The organism is Methylobacterium sp. J-030, assembly GCF_022829545.1.
Classification (GTDB): domain Bacteria; phylum Pseudomonadota; class Alphaproteobacteria; order Rhizobiales; family Beijerinckiaceae; genus Methylobacterium.
Map to the genome: position 1 here is coordinate 1 of NZ_JAKSYM010000226.1, position 14,393 is coordinate 14,393.

16 protein-coding genes are annotated in these 14,393 nt (G+C 69.0%); 7 read left to right on the forward strand and 9 right to left on the reverse strand.

Annotated elements, in window-relative coordinates:
• Positions 1-12: 12 nt before the first annotated feature.
• The 7 genes from gmd to mdcA form a co-directional block, all read right to left on the reverse strand.
• Positions 13-996 (reverse strand): GDP-mannose 4,6-dehydratase, encoded by a 984-nt coding sequence (gmd, locus tag MKK75_RS15640; RefSeq protein ID WP_244043475.1) that lies wholly within the window; start codon positions 994-996, stop codon positions 13-15.
• A gap of 159 nt (positions 997-1,155) precedes the next feature.
• Positions 1,156-2,082 carry an acyltransferase domain-containing protein gene (locus MKK75_RS15645; protein ID WP_244043476.1) on the reverse strand — a complete coding sequence of 309 codons (927 nt, stop codon included), beginning with the start codon at positions 2,080-2,082 and terminating at the stop codon, positions 1,156-1,158.
• Positions 2,079-2,738: a malonate decarboxylase holo-[acyl-carrier-protein] synthase gene (gene mdcG / locus MKK75_RS15650; protein ID WP_244043477.1), complete on the reverse strand. Its 660-nt coding sequence runs from the start codon at positions 2,736-2,738 to the stop codon at positions 2,079-2,081. Before mdcG ends, MKK75_RS15645 begins: the two co-directional genes overlap by 4 nt.
• 8 nt (positions 2,739-2,746) lie before the next feature.
• Positions 2,747-3,463: a biotin-independent malonate decarboxylase subunit gamma gene (gene mdcE, locus MKK75_RS15655; RefSeq protein ID WP_244043478.1), complete on the reverse strand. Its 717-nt coding sequence runs from the start codon at positions 3,461-3,463 to the stop codon at positions 2,747-2,749.
• Positions 3,450-4,379, reverse strand: coding sequence for a biotin-independent malonate decarboxylase subunit beta (locus MKK75_RS15660; RefSeq protein ID WP_244043479.1), 930 nt, complete (start codon positions 4,377-4,379; stop codon positions 3,450-3,452). Before MKK75_RS15660 ends, mdcE begins: the two co-directional genes overlap by 14 nt.
• A 2-nt stretch (positions 4,380-4,381) precedes the next feature.
• Positions 4,382-4,690 carry a malonate decarboxylase acyl carrier protein gene (gene mdcC, locus MKK75_RS15665; protein ID WP_244043480.1) on the reverse strand — a complete coding sequence of 103 codons (309 nt, stop codon included), beginning with the start codon at positions 4,688-4,690 and terminating at the stop codon, positions 4,382-4,384.
• Between the two features lie 191 nt (positions 4,691-4,881).
• Positions 4,882-6,528, reverse strand: coding sequence for a malonate decarboxylase subunit alpha (gene mdcA, locus MKK75_RS15670; RefSeq protein ID WP_244043481.1), 1,647 nt, complete (start codon positions 6,526-6,528; stop codon positions 4,882-4,884).
• A 227-nt stretch (positions 6,529-6,755) separates the two neighbouring features.
• Here mdcA and madL point away from each other — a divergent pair, with 227 nt between their 5' ends.
• From madL to MKK75_RS15685, 3 genes are all read left to right on the forward strand, one after another.
• Complete coding sequence (gene madL, locus MKK75_RS15675; protein WP_244043482.1) at positions 6,756-7,214, forward strand: malonate transporter subunit MadL; 459 nt, start codon at positions 6,756-6,758, stop codon at positions 7,212-7,214.
• Between the two features lie 17 nt (positions 7,215-7,231).
• Complete coding sequence (madM, locus tag MKK75_RS15680; RefSeq protein ID WP_244043685.1) at positions 7,232-7,996, forward strand: malonate transporter subunit MadM; 765 nt, start codon at positions 7,232-7,234, stop codon at positions 7,994-7,996.
• Positions 7,997-8,107: 111 nt separating this feature from the next.
• Positions 8,108-8,776, forward strand: a complete 669-nt coding sequence (locus tag MKK75_RS15685) for a GntR family transcriptional regulator (protein ID WP_244043483.1) — start codon at positions 8,108-8,110, stop codon at positions 8,774-8,776.
• 116 nt (positions 8,777-8,892) lie between these two features.
• On the opposite strand, the gene MKK75_RS15690 is transcribed toward MKK75_RS15685, so the two are convergent.
• Positions 8,893-9,270 carry a cell division protein ZapA gene (locus MKK75_RS15690; protein ID WP_244043484.1) on the reverse strand — a complete coding sequence of 126 codons (378 nt, stop codon included), beginning with the start codon at positions 9,268-9,270 and terminating at the stop codon, positions 8,893-8,895.
• A gap of 40 nt (positions 9,271-9,310) precedes the next feature.
• On the reverse strand, positions 9,311-9,595 hold the full coding sequence (locus MKK75_RS15695; RefSeq protein ID WP_244043485.1) for a DUF4164 family protein: 285 nt from the start codon (positions 9,593-9,595) through the stop codon (positions 9,311-9,313).
• A gap of 467 nt (positions 9,596-10,062) precedes the next feature.
• On the opposite strand from MKK75_RS15695, the gene gap reads away from it, so the two are divergent.
• The 4 genes from gap (at position 10,063) to fba (ending at position 14,392) form a co-directional block, all read left to right on the forward strand.
• Positions 10,063-11,067: a type I glyceraldehyde-3-phosphate dehydrogenase gene (gene gap / locus MKK75_RS15700; RefSeq protein ID WP_244043486.1), complete on the forward strand. Its 1,005-nt coding sequence runs from the start codon at positions 10,063-10,065 to the stop codon at positions 11,065-11,067.
• 90 nt (positions 11,068-11,157) lie between these two features.
• A complete protein-coding gene (locus MKK75_RS15705; protein ID WP_244043487.1) occupies positions 11,158-11,607 on the forward strand; it encodes a hypothetical protein in 450 nt (149 codons plus the stop codon).
• A gap of 23 nt (positions 11,608-11,630) precedes the next feature.
• The gene (locus MKK75_RS15710; protein WP_244043488.1) at positions 11,631-12,833 is read left to right on the forward strand and encodes a phosphoglycerate kinase; all 1,203 of its coding nucleotides are present in this window, start codon (positions 11,631-11,633) and stop codon (positions 12,831-12,833) included.
• 488 nt (positions 12,834-13,321) lie between these two features.
• Entirely contained in the window at positions 13,322-14,392 is a 1,071-nt protein-coding gene (fba, locus tag MKK75_RS15715; RefSeq protein WP_244043489.1) for a class II fructose-bisphosphate aldolase, read from the forward strand.
• Position 14,393 lies beyond the last annotated feature (1 nt).

The window sequence follows — 14,393 nt, forward strand, 5'->3', positions numbered from 1 at the left end:
GGCGAGGCGCGCTCAGGCGTTTGCGGAGAGGCGCTTGATGTCGGCGTCGACCATCTCGGTGATCAGCGCCTCCAGGCTGGTCTGCGCCTCCCAGCCGAACGTCGCCTTCGCCTTGGCCGGGTTGCCCAGCAGAACCTCGACCTCCGCCGGACGGAACAGGTCCGGATCGATCACGAGGTGATCGTCGATGGCCAGCCCGACATGCCGGAACGCGATCGCGCACATGTCCCGCACCGTCGTGGTCCGCCCGGTGGCGATCACGTAGTCGTCCGGCCGGTCCTGCTGCAGCATCAGCCACATCGCCTGCACGTAGTCCCGGGCATGGCCCCAGTCGCGCTTGGCGTCGATGTTGCCCAGCCGCAAGTCCTTCTGCCGGCCCAGCTTGATCCGCGCCACCGCGTCCGTGACCTTGCGGGTCACGAACTCCACGCCGCGCAGCGGGCTCTCGTGGTTGAACAGGATCCCGTTCGAGGCGTGCAGCCCGAAGCTCTCCCGGTAGTTGATCGTCATCCAGTGGGCGTACAGCTTGGCCACGCCGTAGGGCGAGCGCGGGTAGAACGGCGTCGTCTCGCTCTGGCGCGCCTCCTGGATCAGCCCGAACATCTCCGAGGTCGAGGCCTGGTAGTAGCGCGCCTGCGGCGCGACCGTGCGCAGGCATTCCAGCATGTGCGCGGCGCCCAGCCCCGTGACCTGCCCGGTGAGCAGCGGCTGCTGCCAGGACGAGTTCACGAACGACTGGGCGGCGAGGTTGTAGATCTCGTCGGGCTTGGCCGCCTGGACGATCCGCAGCAGGGCCGAGAGATCCAGCAGGTTGCCGTCGACCAGCTCGACCGCGTCGAGGATGCCCAGCCACTTCAGCCGGTGGTCGAACACGCCGGCGTGGCTGGAGCGGCGCACGATGCCGGTCACCGCGTAGCCCTTCTGCAGCAGGAGCTGCGCCAGGTACGCCCCGTCCTGGCCCGTCACCCCCGTGATCAGCGCGCGCTTGCCCGTCATAGCCCGTCCCGTCCCAACAGATGCCCGGCTGCTACGACTCGGGTGCCCCGGACGTCAAGGCGAGCTTTCCCGGGCGATACTGGGCCCTGCCCGCGAAGACGTCGGGATTGCAGTTTCCAGCAGGGAGCGCACATGCAATCGCGGAGCGACGACGCGTGTCTATGGATGCTCCAGCCAGTCTTGCACGCCCGTGATCGTCCGGAACTCCTCCAGCGCGTGAACCCTGGCGTCCGGCAATGTCGACCGGGCCATGGTGGCGAGGGCATGCCCGGGGCCGAGCTCCAGCACGCGGTCGGCCCCGTACTCGCGACAGGCCTCTAGGCAGGCGGCCCAATCGATGCACTGCGCGATCTGCGTCGCCAGTTTGTCCAACCCGTGATCGTTTCGAAACACGACCGCGCCGTCGAGCCCGCTCACCAGGCGCGGCGCGCCCAGCGCTGGGCGGCGCACTGGCGTCCGGCGCAGGGCCTCCCGGAACGCCTCCGCGGCGTCCCGCAGTCGCGGCGTATGCGACGGAGTGTGCACCGGAAGGATTGCTGCGCGCTGCGCCCCGCGCGCGTGCGCCGCGCGGCACAGCGCCTCCAGCGCATCGCGCGCGCCCCCTACGACGCCGCTATCGGCGGCGTTGCGGATGGCGAGATGGCATCCGTGCGCGGTGGCAAGAGCGTCGAGGGCGTCGAGTCCGAGGCCCCGAATGCCCGCCAGCGCGAACCCGGTGCCCGAGGCGGCGTCCATGGCCTCCGCCCGTCGCGCGGCGAGTCTCAGCACGTCCGTCGGCTCGAGACGTCCGGCGACGCCCCAGGCCGCGAGATCGCCGATGCTGTAGCCTGCCACGATCGTGCGTTCCACGGGGGCGGCCCCCAACGCCTGCCAGCCGGCGAGCGCGGCGACGCAGCACAGGATCTGGCCGGTTCGGTTTTCGTGCAGGGCGTCGCCCCCCCTACGCGCGACCTCGCGGGGGTCGACGTCACCGAGCAGCGGTTTGGCCGCGGCGAAGATCGCCTGCGCCGCGGGGTGGTCGGCCGTCAGGTCGAACATCCCCGGATTCTGGCCGCCCTGACCGGAGAGAAGGAGCGCCAGCGTCATGCATTCCTCGATCCGCGCAAACCGGCAACTGCTCTGAGCGTGACGCCATCGAGGCCCTTGGCCAGGATCGACCCGCCCTTCGGCGCGTCGCGCAGCTCACGCCAGTGGAGGCCGGTCCCGTCCGGAAGCAGGATCTCCCCGTCGATGCGCATCGGGGCCTCGCGTGCGATCGCGTCGAGCCCATCGAGCAGCCCTGTCGAAACCGGCTCCGGGCAGGGCCAGAGCAGGTCGAGATCCGAGGTCGGGCCGAGATAGGTGAGGCCGGTGACGGCCTGCCAGAGCACGCTGCCGAAGGGCCGTGGCGCGAGGCCGTGACCGCGTCCGAGCGCGAGGAGCGCGGCGATGGTCGCGTGCCAGGCTGCCGGGGCGTACTCGCGGGTCGCTGACAGATCGGGAGGGGCCATCGGCGTCAACGCGGCGGCCGGCAGGGCGAGACCGATCCGCCGCTTGCCGTCCGCGGGCGGCATCGGCAGGCCGAGGGGGATTGCTGTGCCGGCTTCCCCCGGCACGCGCCGCCGCACGATCAGCGGACGTCCAGCGTCAGCCCATCCGTCGAGTTGCCGGAGGCCCGTGAGATCCGGCCGGGTCTTCAGCCATGCCGCCCAGGCTGACGGATCGACCCGCACGAGATCGTGGCGCCCAAAGGTCCCGGACAAGGCCGGCCTCAGCCGCGCCGGGCCTGATCGATCACCGCCGCGGCGACGGCACGCGCCACCGGGCGGCCACCGCGCTCCGCGCCCAGGCGGTCGCGGACATCACCGGGCTCCATCCCGGTGATGAGGTCGCGGATCTGATCACCCAGAGGTTTGCCCGGATCGAGGACGACGTGCACGGCGCCGGTCGCCACCATGTTGTCGAGGCCCGGGGCGAAGACCGGTGTCGATTTCGCCATCTGCTCGAGCTTGTCGAGGGGCAGCTTGGTCACCCGGGCGACCGAGGGCAGATCCATCACGCTCGGGTTGGCTCCCGGCAGAGCCGCCAGCACCCGCGTGGCCAGCGCCGTCGCGATGAAGGCGCCCGCGGCCGAGTGGCCGTAGATCAGCCCGATCGTCGGATGGCCCGACCGATCCGCCAGAAGCAACGCCTTGGCGAGATGGGCGAGGCATTCGTTCAGCCCCAGCAGCTCGTCCCGCCGGCTCATGCGCTGGCTGTCCGAATCGACCGCCACCAGGATCGGGCTCCGATCGCCCTTACGGATCGCATCGAGGACAATGCGCGACAGTCGAAGTGCCCCGTCGACCCCAAGCGGCGTATCGCCATCGATGCCGACGACGGTGATCCGGCCGTCCGCGAACGGCCCGGTGCCGCTCACCAGCCCGTCCTCGACCGTGACGTCGTGCCCGTTCGGAAACAGCGAGGCGAGGATCTCAGCGAGCGTCATGGTCTGCCTCCCTGACCCGGGCCACGGTCGCCTCGAAGGCGTCCGTATCCATCGCCGGCACCGTCTCCGGGTCGTTGACACCGAGACGCCGCCAGACATCCGTGGCATCGCGGCAATCGCCGAAGCGGGCGATCCGGTCTTCGAGCCGCGCCTGCTCGGCCTCCAGGGTGGCGAGGTCGAAGGCTGGGGCCCGGCCGATCAGCCCCAGGGCGGCCCGCCGGAAGGCAAAGACCGTATCCGCGCAGAACGCGTCGGCCCCGCCGGTAAGCCGGCGGTGCTTGCCGCCCATCGTCCGCCAGACGAGCGCCCGGTCGCGGGAATCGAATTCCTCCGCCCCCTTGTTGGTCTCGATCACCTCCGGCCCGGAAACCGAGATGCGGCCGCTCTCCGAGACGGCGAGACGCGAGCAGGTGCCGGCGATCAGGCCGCCGCCGCCGTAGCAGCCGGCCCGCCCGCCGATCAGCCCGATCACCGGGATGCCGGCCGCGCGGACCTCCACGATCGCCCGCATGGTCTCGGCGATGGCGGTCTCGCCGGCATTGGCCTCCTGCAGGCGCACGCCGCCGGTATCGAACAGGATCAGCACCGCCTTCGGCTTCAGGTCGAGGGCGGCGCGCAGCAGGCCGACCAGCTTGCCCCCGTGGATCTCGCCGAAGGCTCCGCCCATGAAGCGGCCCTCCTGGGCGGCGATCAGGACGGGGCCTCCGTCGAGGGTCGCGCGGCCGACCACGATGCCGTCGTCGAAGGCGCGCGGCAGGTCGAACAGCGGCAGGTGCGGGCTCATCCGCCGCTCGGTCGGCGGCAAGAATTCCTGAAAGCTGCCCGGATCGGCCAGCGCCGCCACGCGCTGGCGGGCGGTCGCCTCGTACCAGCTCAGGGCGTCCGGATCGATGCTCGCGGCGCGGTCGCCAGCCATGGTCAGGCCTCCATCAGCCGGGCGCCCTGGAGCAGGCGCAGCGACACGGTATCGGGGCGGGCACCACCGTCGTTGATGCTGATCCGGATGCCGCCGGGCTGCGCCCGGGCCACGAAATCGGCCACCACCGCCTCCCAGACGTCGCCGTAGCCGGCGATCGGCGTCTCGATGGCGATCTCGCAGGCATCCGGCGGCAGGACGCGTTCCAGCAGGATCTCCAGATTGCCGGAGGCGACCACCCCGATGATCGCGTTCGGCACCGAGCCGGGCAGCGGCTTGTGCGTGGTGTGGCGGAAGGTCAGGGATTCCATGGCCGGTTCCGTGAAAGTGGATCCTCGATCCAGACCGAAAACCTCATCCTGAGGTGTTGAAGCGTCGCGGAGGCCTCGAAGCGCCCTCCAGAGGCCACTGCGATCCCGGGAGCCCGCGTTCGAGGCCCGCTGGCGCGGTCACCTCGGGATGAGGGCATTGATTGGCGTAGGCCTGTGCATCGCACGCCCCATCACCAGTTCCGGAACTTCGCCGGTGGCTCGTACAGTCCGCCGGACCAGTGCACCAAGTCCTTGATCGACTTCGCGGCCAGCAACGCCCGGTCGGCGTCAAGCGGCTCGATGCCGAGATCCTCCGGCCGGCGGATGATGCCCCGGGCACGCAGTTCCTCGACCTTCGCCCGGTCGCGGCCGCGGCCCACCTCGGTGTAGCCGGCCACGCCCCGAATCGCCTGCTCGCGCTCATCGGCATCCCGGCAGAGCAGGAGATTGGCGATGCCCTCCTCACTGACGATGTGGGTGACGTCGTCGGCGTAGATCATGACCGGCGCCAGTTCGAGCCCGATCTTTCTGGCGAGTTCCAGGGCGTCGAGCTTCTCAACGAAAGTCGGCACCAGTTTGTCGCCAAACGTCTCGACCAGCTGCACGACAAGCTTGCGCCCGCGCATCAGCGCCGGATCGCCCACGATCTGCCCCTCGCGTCCCGCCTTCATCCAGGCATCGGACGGATGGCGGCGGCCATGCGGATCGGAGCCCATGTTGGGCGCCCCGCCGAAGCCGGCGACCCGCGACTGCGTGACCGTCGAGGAATGGCCCATCAGGTCGATCTGGAGCGTCGCGCCAATGAACATGTCGCAGGCGTAAAGTCCGGCCGTCTGGCAGAATGCCCGGTTCGAGCGCAGGCTTCCGTCCGCGCCGGTGAAGAAGATGTCTGGGCGCTCGCGGATGTAGCGGTCCATGCCGACTTCGGAGCCGAAACAATGGACCTGCTTCACCCAGCCCGACTCGATCGCCGGGATCAGCGTGGGGTGCGGGTTGAGCGCCCAATGGGTGGCGATCTTTCCCTTCAATCCGAGCTTCTCGCCATAAGTCGGCAGCAGCAGCTCGATCGCCGCCGTGCCGAAGCCGATCCCATGATTGAGGCGGCGGATGCCGTATTCCGCATAGATCCCCTTGATGGCCATCATGGCGATCAGGATCTGCGTCTCCGTCATCGCCGCCGGGTCGCGGGTGAACAGCGGTTCCACGTAGAACGGCTTGTCGGCCTCGACCACGAAATCCACGCGGTCGCCCGGGATATCGACCCGGGGCACCCTGTCGACGATCTGGTTCACCTGCGCGACCACGACGCCGTTCTTGAAGGCGGTCGCCTCCACAACTGTGGGCGTGTCCTCGGTGTTGGGACCCGTGTAGAGATTGCCGTTCCGGTCGGCCGAGACACCTGCAATCAGCGCCACGTTGGGTGTCAGGTCGATGAAGTAACGGGCGAACAATTCGAGGTAGGTATGGACTGCCCCGAGTTCGATCTGCCCGCCGTACAGCATCTTGGCGATGCGGGCGCCCTGGGGACCGGAATAGGAATAGTCGAGCCTCTTGGCGATGCCGGTCTCGAACACGTCGAGGTGTTCCGGCAAGACGATGCCGGATTGGACCATGTGGAGATCGTGGATCTTGGCGGGATCGCAGGCGCTGAGGCCCCGGGCCAAGCAGTCTGCCTGCTTCTGGTTGTCGCCTTCGAGGCAGACGCGATCCCCCGGTCGGAGGATCACTTCGAGCAGATCGACGACGGCGCCGGCCGGCACGACCTTGCCCTCGGCAAAGGTGCGACCTGCCGCTATGCGGGCATCGCGCGCCTGCCTCTCGCCGCGCCACTCGGTCATCCGCGCGCTCCCATCTCGTATGCCAACCAACAAGTAGCGCGCCGCTCGGTATTTTCAAACCGGATCTGATCACGGTTTCGTATACGGGATTGCCAGACTGTCAACATCCTGCATACTCGCTGCAAAGGCCGACAGGGCACAATCAAGAGGAGACGTTCCATGCTGAGCGCGTCGAGACCGGCGCCGTTGTGCGCCCGCATGCCGACAGAGGCACGGGGACGAATCCGATGATCGTCCTGGGTGTCGCGCTCCTCGCCGGCTGTACGCTGATCGGTGTCTATCTCGGCGACCTCCTGGGCGTGCTGCTCGGCGTGAAGGCCAATGTCGGCGGCGTCGGCATTGCGATGATCCTGCTCATCGCGGCGCGGCTCTGGCTGTCCCGCCGGGGCCGGCTGACCAAGGGCGTCCAGTTCGGCGTGGAGTTCTGGGCCGGCATGTATATCCCGATCGTGGTCGCCATGGCCGCCCAGCAGAACGTGGTCGCCGCGATGAGCGGCGGCCCGATCGTGCTGATCGCCGCGACGGGATCGCTGGTCCTGTGCTTCGGCGCAGTGGCCCTGCTCAGTCGGATCGGGCGCCAGGATCCCGGCAGCGCCGCGGTCGAGCATGGCGGATCGGTGATCGAGGGCGACGCGGAACCGGTCGCGGTCGGCCGGCCCGCGGCCTCCCTGGCCGGGAAGGAATGAGCGCCATGGACCACACGATCTGGCACGGCATCGAGCATGTCTTCGTCGAGCAGAGCCTCGTCGCCGCGTTCGCGGTGATCGGGGCGCTGATCCTCGTCTCGAATTACGCCGCCAAGCACCTCACCAACGGGCGGGTCCACGGGTCCGCCATCGCGATCGTGCTGGGCCTCGTGCTGGCTTATGTCGGCGGCCTCCATACCGGCGGGAAGAAGGGGCTCGCCGACATACCCGCGCTGGCCGGCATCGGCCTGATGGGTGGGGCAATGCTGCGGGACTTCGCCATCGTGGCCACCGCCTTCGAGGTGGACGTGGTCGAGGCCCGGCGCGCCGGGTTGCTCGGCGTGCTCGCCCTCGCCCTCGGGACGATCCTGCCCTTCATCGTCGGCACCCTGACGGCGGTCGCCTTCGGATATCACGATGCGGTCTCGATCACGACGATCGGCGCAGGCGCGATCACCTACATCGTGGGCCCTGTGACCGGCGCGGCGATCGGCGCGGATTCGACGGTCATGGCGCTCTCGATCGCGACCGGCGTGACCAAAGCCGTCATGGTGATGGTCGGCACGCCGCTGGTGGCCCGGCTGATCGGACTCGACAATCCGCGCTCGGCGATGGCCTACGGCGGGCTGATGGGGACGGTGAGCGGCGTGGCCGGGGGGCTCGCCGCGACCGACCCCAAACTGGTGCCCTACGGGGCCCTGACGGCGACCTTCCACACCGGCATCGGTTGTCTTGTCGGGCCGTCGATCCTGTTCCTTGCGGTGCGAGCGCTGGTCGGCTGATCGGCACCGCGCTGTGCCGGAGCGCGCAACGCAGTGGATGAGGAAGGAGGACTGCTTCGTTTGCCCCATAGAACTGAAGCCGCAGCGCGCGAATTGGTTTAGGAACGTTCGATGCACGGCGACTTTCAGAAGATCGACACGGGACTGCTCTCGGACCGGATCCGCGACGCGCTCACCGATGCCATCGCGTCCGGCTCGATCGCGGCCGGCACGGCGCTCGACGAGCAAAATCTCGCGCAGCGCTACGGCGCCTCGCGCACGCCTGTCCGGGAGGCCCTGCGGCAGCTCGCGGCATCGGGACTCGTAGAGATTCGGCCGCGCAGGGGTGTCGTCGTCGCGCGGCTGACGCCGCAGCGCATCGCCGACATGTTCGAGACCACCGCCGAGATCGAGGCGATGTGTGCGCGTCTTGCGACCTATCGGATGACTCCCCTCGAACGGGGCCAGCTGATGGAGCTTCACGCCGATTCCGCGAACGCGGTCCGGGACGGCGACCTCGACGCCTACGATCGCTTCAACCGCGCCTTCCACGAGGCGCTCTACACGGCGACCCACAACGGCTACATGGCCGAGCAGGCGCTGGCGATCCGGGAACGCCTCGCCGCCTTCCGCCGGACGCAGCTGCGCCACGCCGACCGGATTCGCTGCTCGCACGACGAGCACGGCGATATCCTGACGGCGATCGCCGAGGGCGACGGCGAGACCGCCGCCCGGCGGATGCGCGCGCACATGCTGCGGGCCGCGGTTGCGCTGGGGCGCTACATCGCCGAACACGGCTGAGTCCTGCGCAGGTCGACGGCGACGCACGCGGCTGACAGGCGGCCCCGACCGCCGACACGGCACCGACTCCAACCGTCGCCGTCCGCCAGTCTCGGCGGCGCGCCGGTTCGGCAGCCTCAAGCCGAACCGCGCTGTGGGAGCGATCCGAGCGCATCCGCTAATCTGCCGACCCGCTCGGCCGCCCGACCGATGCCCGCGGCGGCCCGCTCCGCATCGACCGCCCGGCCACGTTCGGCCGTTTCGGCGGCGGCCCGCAACGTCGCGTTGTCCGCTTCGAGCCCGGCAAGGCGGCGGCGCAGCTCCGCCAGTTCATCCGCAATCGTCAGCGCCGCCATCACCTGCAGGCGCATGTCGCCGATCTCGCCGAAACTCTTGCGCATCTCGCCGATGCGCCCGTCGAGGTCCGCGGCGAGCCCGGTGAGGTACGCCTCCTCGCCCTCGCCGCAGGCCATGCGGTAGTTGCGGCCGTCGATGGTCACGTTGATCTGCGGCATAGGCGGCTCCGGGATAGGCTCCGAGGGACGTGAGGCCCGATCAGGCGCGCCCCAGAACATCCTGGACGGTCTCGATCGCCCGATCGAGGCGGTGGCCGACCGCACCGGTCGTGGCGGTGACCTCCGCAAGCCGTGCGCTCGCCGCGTCGAGGGCGGCGGCGAGCCGCGCGCGATCCTCGTCCATCAACGCCAATTCGGCGTCGCGGTCGTCGGGCTGGGCGGCGGTCTTCAGGCGGTGCTGCACGACGGCATCCATGCGATTCACGGCCGCCTCGAGCCGGGCAAGCGCCTCGTCGATCACGCTGGGTTCGGTCTCGTCGGCCATGATCTTTCGTCCGTTCCGGCCTCAAGCTTTCCGTCGAATGCAAGCGGAATTCCAGCGCAAAATAACGTCCGATGCCCGGATGGGGCTGGCCACCAAATCGAATGCGAAGTTCCCTGTTTATTGGTCGGTGAATCGAAGGTCTTTGTCACCGCAGTGCGTTTGACAGGTCGGGGCGCCATGCTAGACAGCCGCGCGCTCTCGAAAGGGGACGCGCCAGACAGGCCGGATCGCCGGTCCGCGAGAGCCCCGAGGCGTCGGCCCGCACCGTGCGCTCTGGCGGTCGCGGGCGGCGGAGCCCGGCCTCGCCGGACCCGGTTCATCGCCGGTTCAAGCCCGCCCGCACAGATCCGCGCGACCGAGATCGACGCGCGGTGGGCGGTACTCGGGGCGGGACGTCGGGATCCGCCGCAAATCCCGCCCTGCGCGTCGACGCGCGGTCGAGGGCCGCATCAGGAAGGAGTGACGCCGTGACGAAGGTTGCCATCAACGGGTTCGGACGCATCGGCCGCAACGTCCTGCGCGCAATCGCGGAAGCCGGCCGCAGCGACATCGAGGTCGTGGCGATCAACGATCTCGGCCCGGTGGAGACCAACGCCCACCTGCTCCGGTTCGATTCCGTGCACGGCCGCTTCCCCGGCACGGTCGCAGTCGACGGCGAGTTCCTGGTGGTGAACGGCAAGCGCATCAAGGTCACCGCCGTGCGCAACCCGGCCGAGCTGCCGCACCGCGATCTCGGCGTCGACATCGCGCTCGAATGCACCGGCATCTTCACGTCGAAGGACAAGGCCAAGGCCCACCTCGATGCCGGCGCCAAGCGCGTCCTCGTCTCGGCGCCCGCCGACGGCGCCGACCTGACGGTGGTCTACGGCGTCAACCACGACAAGCTGACCGGCGAGCACCTCGTGGTCTCGAACGCCTCCTGCACCACGAACTGCCTCGCCCCGGTGGCGCAGGTGCTGAACGAGGCCGTGGGCATCGAGCGCGGCTTCATGACGACGATCCATTCCTACACCAACGACCAGCCGTCGCTGGACCAGATGCACAAGGATCTCTACCGCGCCCGCGCCGCGGCGCTGTCGATGATCCCCACCACCACCGGTGCCGCCAAGGCCGTGGGGCTGGTGCTGCCGGAACTGAAGGGCAAGCTCGACGGGACCTCGATCCGCGTGCCGACCCCGAACGTCTCGGCGGTCGACCTCGTGTTCACGGCCAAGCGCCAGACCTCGGTCCAGGAGATCAACGACGCCATCAAGGCGGCGGCGTCCGGGCCGCTGAAGGGTGTGCTCGGGGTCACCGATCAGCCGAACGTGTCCATCGACTTCAACCACGATCCGCACTCGTCGACCTTCCACCTCGACCAGACCAAGGTCATGGACGGCACCTTCGTGCGCATCCTCGCCTGGTACGACAACGAGTGGGGTTTCTCGAACCGCATGGCCGATACCGCCGTGGCGATGGCGAAACTCCTCTGAGTCGGCTTGCGAACGGCCGCCGTCCCGTGACAGGACGGCGGCCGTTCGCCCGATCGGGCGGCCTCACCACGAACCGGGAACTCGCCAGGGATGACCGACGCTTCGCAGGCCCCGTCGACCGCACCGAATACAGCCGTGCCACCCACCCCGCTTCCGGCGCCGCCGCCGGCCGCCGCTTCACAGTCCCACGCCCTTCCGGCCAACCAGCTCTTCGACCAGCTCGCACGGATCGAGGACAAGTGTTCCCGGATCGAGGACAAGTATGCTCGATCCGAGGCACTGCTGTCACGCGTCGAGGACAAGGTCGAGAACGCGACCAGCCGGATGAATGAATCGGCGCGGCAGACCGATCTCGCGGCTCTCCGCGCGGAGATGCGCGGGATTTCGGAGCGGACACGCCGGCTCCCGGGGACCGGCGCGCTGGTCCTGACGGCCGTGATCACCGCCATCCTGACCGTCGTGCTGATGATCGCGGTCGAGCGGCTGAACCTGGTCCGGCTGCTGCCGCAGCAGGCCGCGATCGGCACGACCGCCCAGTGATCCACCGACCGACGCAGGACCGCATGAGCGCCTTCCGCACCCTTGACGATGCCGGCTCCCTGACGGGCAAGCGGGTCCTGATGCGCGTCGATCTCAACGTGCCGATGGAGAACGGGCGCGTCACCGACGCGACTCGCATCGAGCGCGTGGTGCCGACGATCCGCGAGGTCGCCGCGCAGGGCGCGAAGGTGATCCTGCTGGCGCATTTCGGCCGGCCGAAGGGCAAGCGCGAGCCGAAGGACTCCCTGGAGCCGGTTGTGCCGGCGCTGGGACAGGCCCTCGGGCGCGCGGTCACCTTCGCGCCCGACTGCGTCGGCGCGGAGGCCGCGAAGGCGGTGGCGGCGCTCAAGGATGGCGACGTGCTGCTCCTTGAGAACACCCGCTTCCATGCCGGCGAGGAGAAGAACGAGGCGGCCTTCGCCGACGCCCTGGCGGCAAACGGCGACATCTACGTCAACGAGGCCTTCTCCGCGGCCCACCGCGCCCATGCCTCGACGGAGGGGCTGGCGCACCGCATGCCGGCCTTTGCCGGCCGCGAGATGCAGGCCGAACTCGACGCCCTGACCAAGGGCCTTGAAGCGCCCCAGCGCCCGGTGATCGCGCTGGTCGGCGGCGCCAAGGTGTCGTCCAAGATCGACCTGCTCGAAAACCTCGTCGCCAAGGTCGACATTCTGGTGATCGGCGGCGGCATGGCCAACACCTTCCTGCACGCGCAAGGCAGGGCAGTGGGTAAGTCGCTGTGCGAGAAAAATCTCGCCGAGACCGCCACCCGTATCCTGGCCGCCGCCGAGAAGGCCGGCTGCCGGATCGTCCTGCCGGTGGACGCGGTGGCGGCGACGGAGTTCAAGGCCCAGGCCCCGCACGAGACGGTACCGGTGGATGCCGTGCCGGAAACCAGCATGATCCTCGATGCCGGCCCGCGCTCGGTCGCGGAGATCAACGCCGCCATCGACGGGGCGAAGACCCTGGTCTGGAACGGGCCGCTCGGCGCCTTCGAGTTGGCCCCCTTCGACGCCGCTACAGTCGCGGCCGCCCGGAACGCGGCGGCGCGCACGAAGGCCGGGCAGCTGGTCTCGGTGGCGGGCGGCGGCGACACGGTCGCAGCCCTCAACCATGCGGGGGTCGCCGGGGACTTCACCTACGTCTCGACCGCGGGCGGCGCCTTCCTCGAATGGCTGGAGGGCAAGGCCCTGCCGGGCGTCGAGGCGCTGCGGGCCAAGGGGTGAACGCGGCGCCCGTACCCTCCTCCCGCGCCGCGCCAGCCCCATTTATACTGTCGCCCGCAACCGACCGGGGGCGAGTCGATGCGTGAGGACGTAGAGAACGCGACGATCGAGATCCTGAAGGGCATTTAGGCGAGCCGTGCGCAGCTTCGGTCGGACACGACGGCGTTCCGCCCCGAAACCGTCGCCCGCTTTGACAGCCTCGAAGCCGGCATGCGCAAGGATCGGCGAAACGCTGCGGGTATGCTCGTGATGATGCGTGCTACGGCCGGTGACTTCGACGCGCGGGTGAGCGAGGTCGAGGAACGTGTCGCAGCTCTTGATACCAGGATCGCCTGACATTTTCCGCTGGACAGTTGGTCCGCTCCGTGACGATCAGCACTTTCGAGCAAAGCACTCAGCCGGATAGCGCTATAGAAGCTGGCCGAGACCTTCAAATCGCCGTCGGCGATCGGGCGGACCACCAAACGCGAAACAGGAAGACAGTCACGATGGCACGCATCACCCTCCGACAGCTCCTGGATCACGCCGCCGAGCACGAGTACGGCGTGCCTGCGTTCAACCTGAACAACATGGAGCAGGGGTTGGCCATCATGGCGGCCGCCGACGCCACCGATTCTCCGGTGATCCTCCAGGCGAGCCGCGGCGCGCGCGCCTACGCCAACGACATCGTGCTGGCCAAGCTGATCGACGGCCTCGTCGAGATCTACCCGCACATCCCGGTCTGCATGCATCTCGATCACGGCAACAACGAAGCCACCTGCGCCACCGCGATCCAGTACGGCTTCACCTCGGTGATGATGGACGGATCGCTCAAGGGCGACGGCAAGACCCCGGCCGACTACACCTACAACGTCGAGATCACCCGCAACGTCACGAAGATGGCCCACTGGGCCGGCGTCTCGGTGGAGGGTGAGCTGGGCGTGCTCGGCTCGCTGGAGAGCGGCCAGGGCGAGGCCGAGGACGGCCACGGCGCCGAGGGCACGCTCAGCCACGATCAGCTCCTGACCGATCCGGACGAAGCGGTGAAGTTCGTCGAAGCCACCAGGGTCGATGCGTTGGCGGTGGCGATGGGCACCAGCCACGGCGCCTACAAGTTTACCCGCAAGCCGGACGGCGAGGTCCTCGCGATGAACGTGATCGAGGAGATCCATCGCCGCCTGCCGACCACCCACCTCGTGATGCACGGCTCGTCCTCGGTCCCGCAGGACCTTCAGGACATCATCAACCAGTATGGCGGTCAGATGAAGCCGACCTGGGGCGTCCCGGTCGAGGAGATCCAGCGCGGAATCAAGCACGGGGTGCGCAAGATCAATATCGACACCGACAACCGCATGGCGATGACCGGCCAGATCCGGAAGGTTCTGACCGAGAACCCGTCCGAGTTCGACCCGCGCAAGTACCTGAAGCCCGCCATGGAGGCGATGACCAAGCTGTGCAAGCAGCGCTTCGAGGAGTTCGGCACGGCCGGCAAGGGCTCGACGATCCGGCCGATCTCGGTGGCCGAGATGGCCAAGCGCTACGCCAGCGGCGCGCTCGATCCGAAGATCGGCGCGCGCTGAG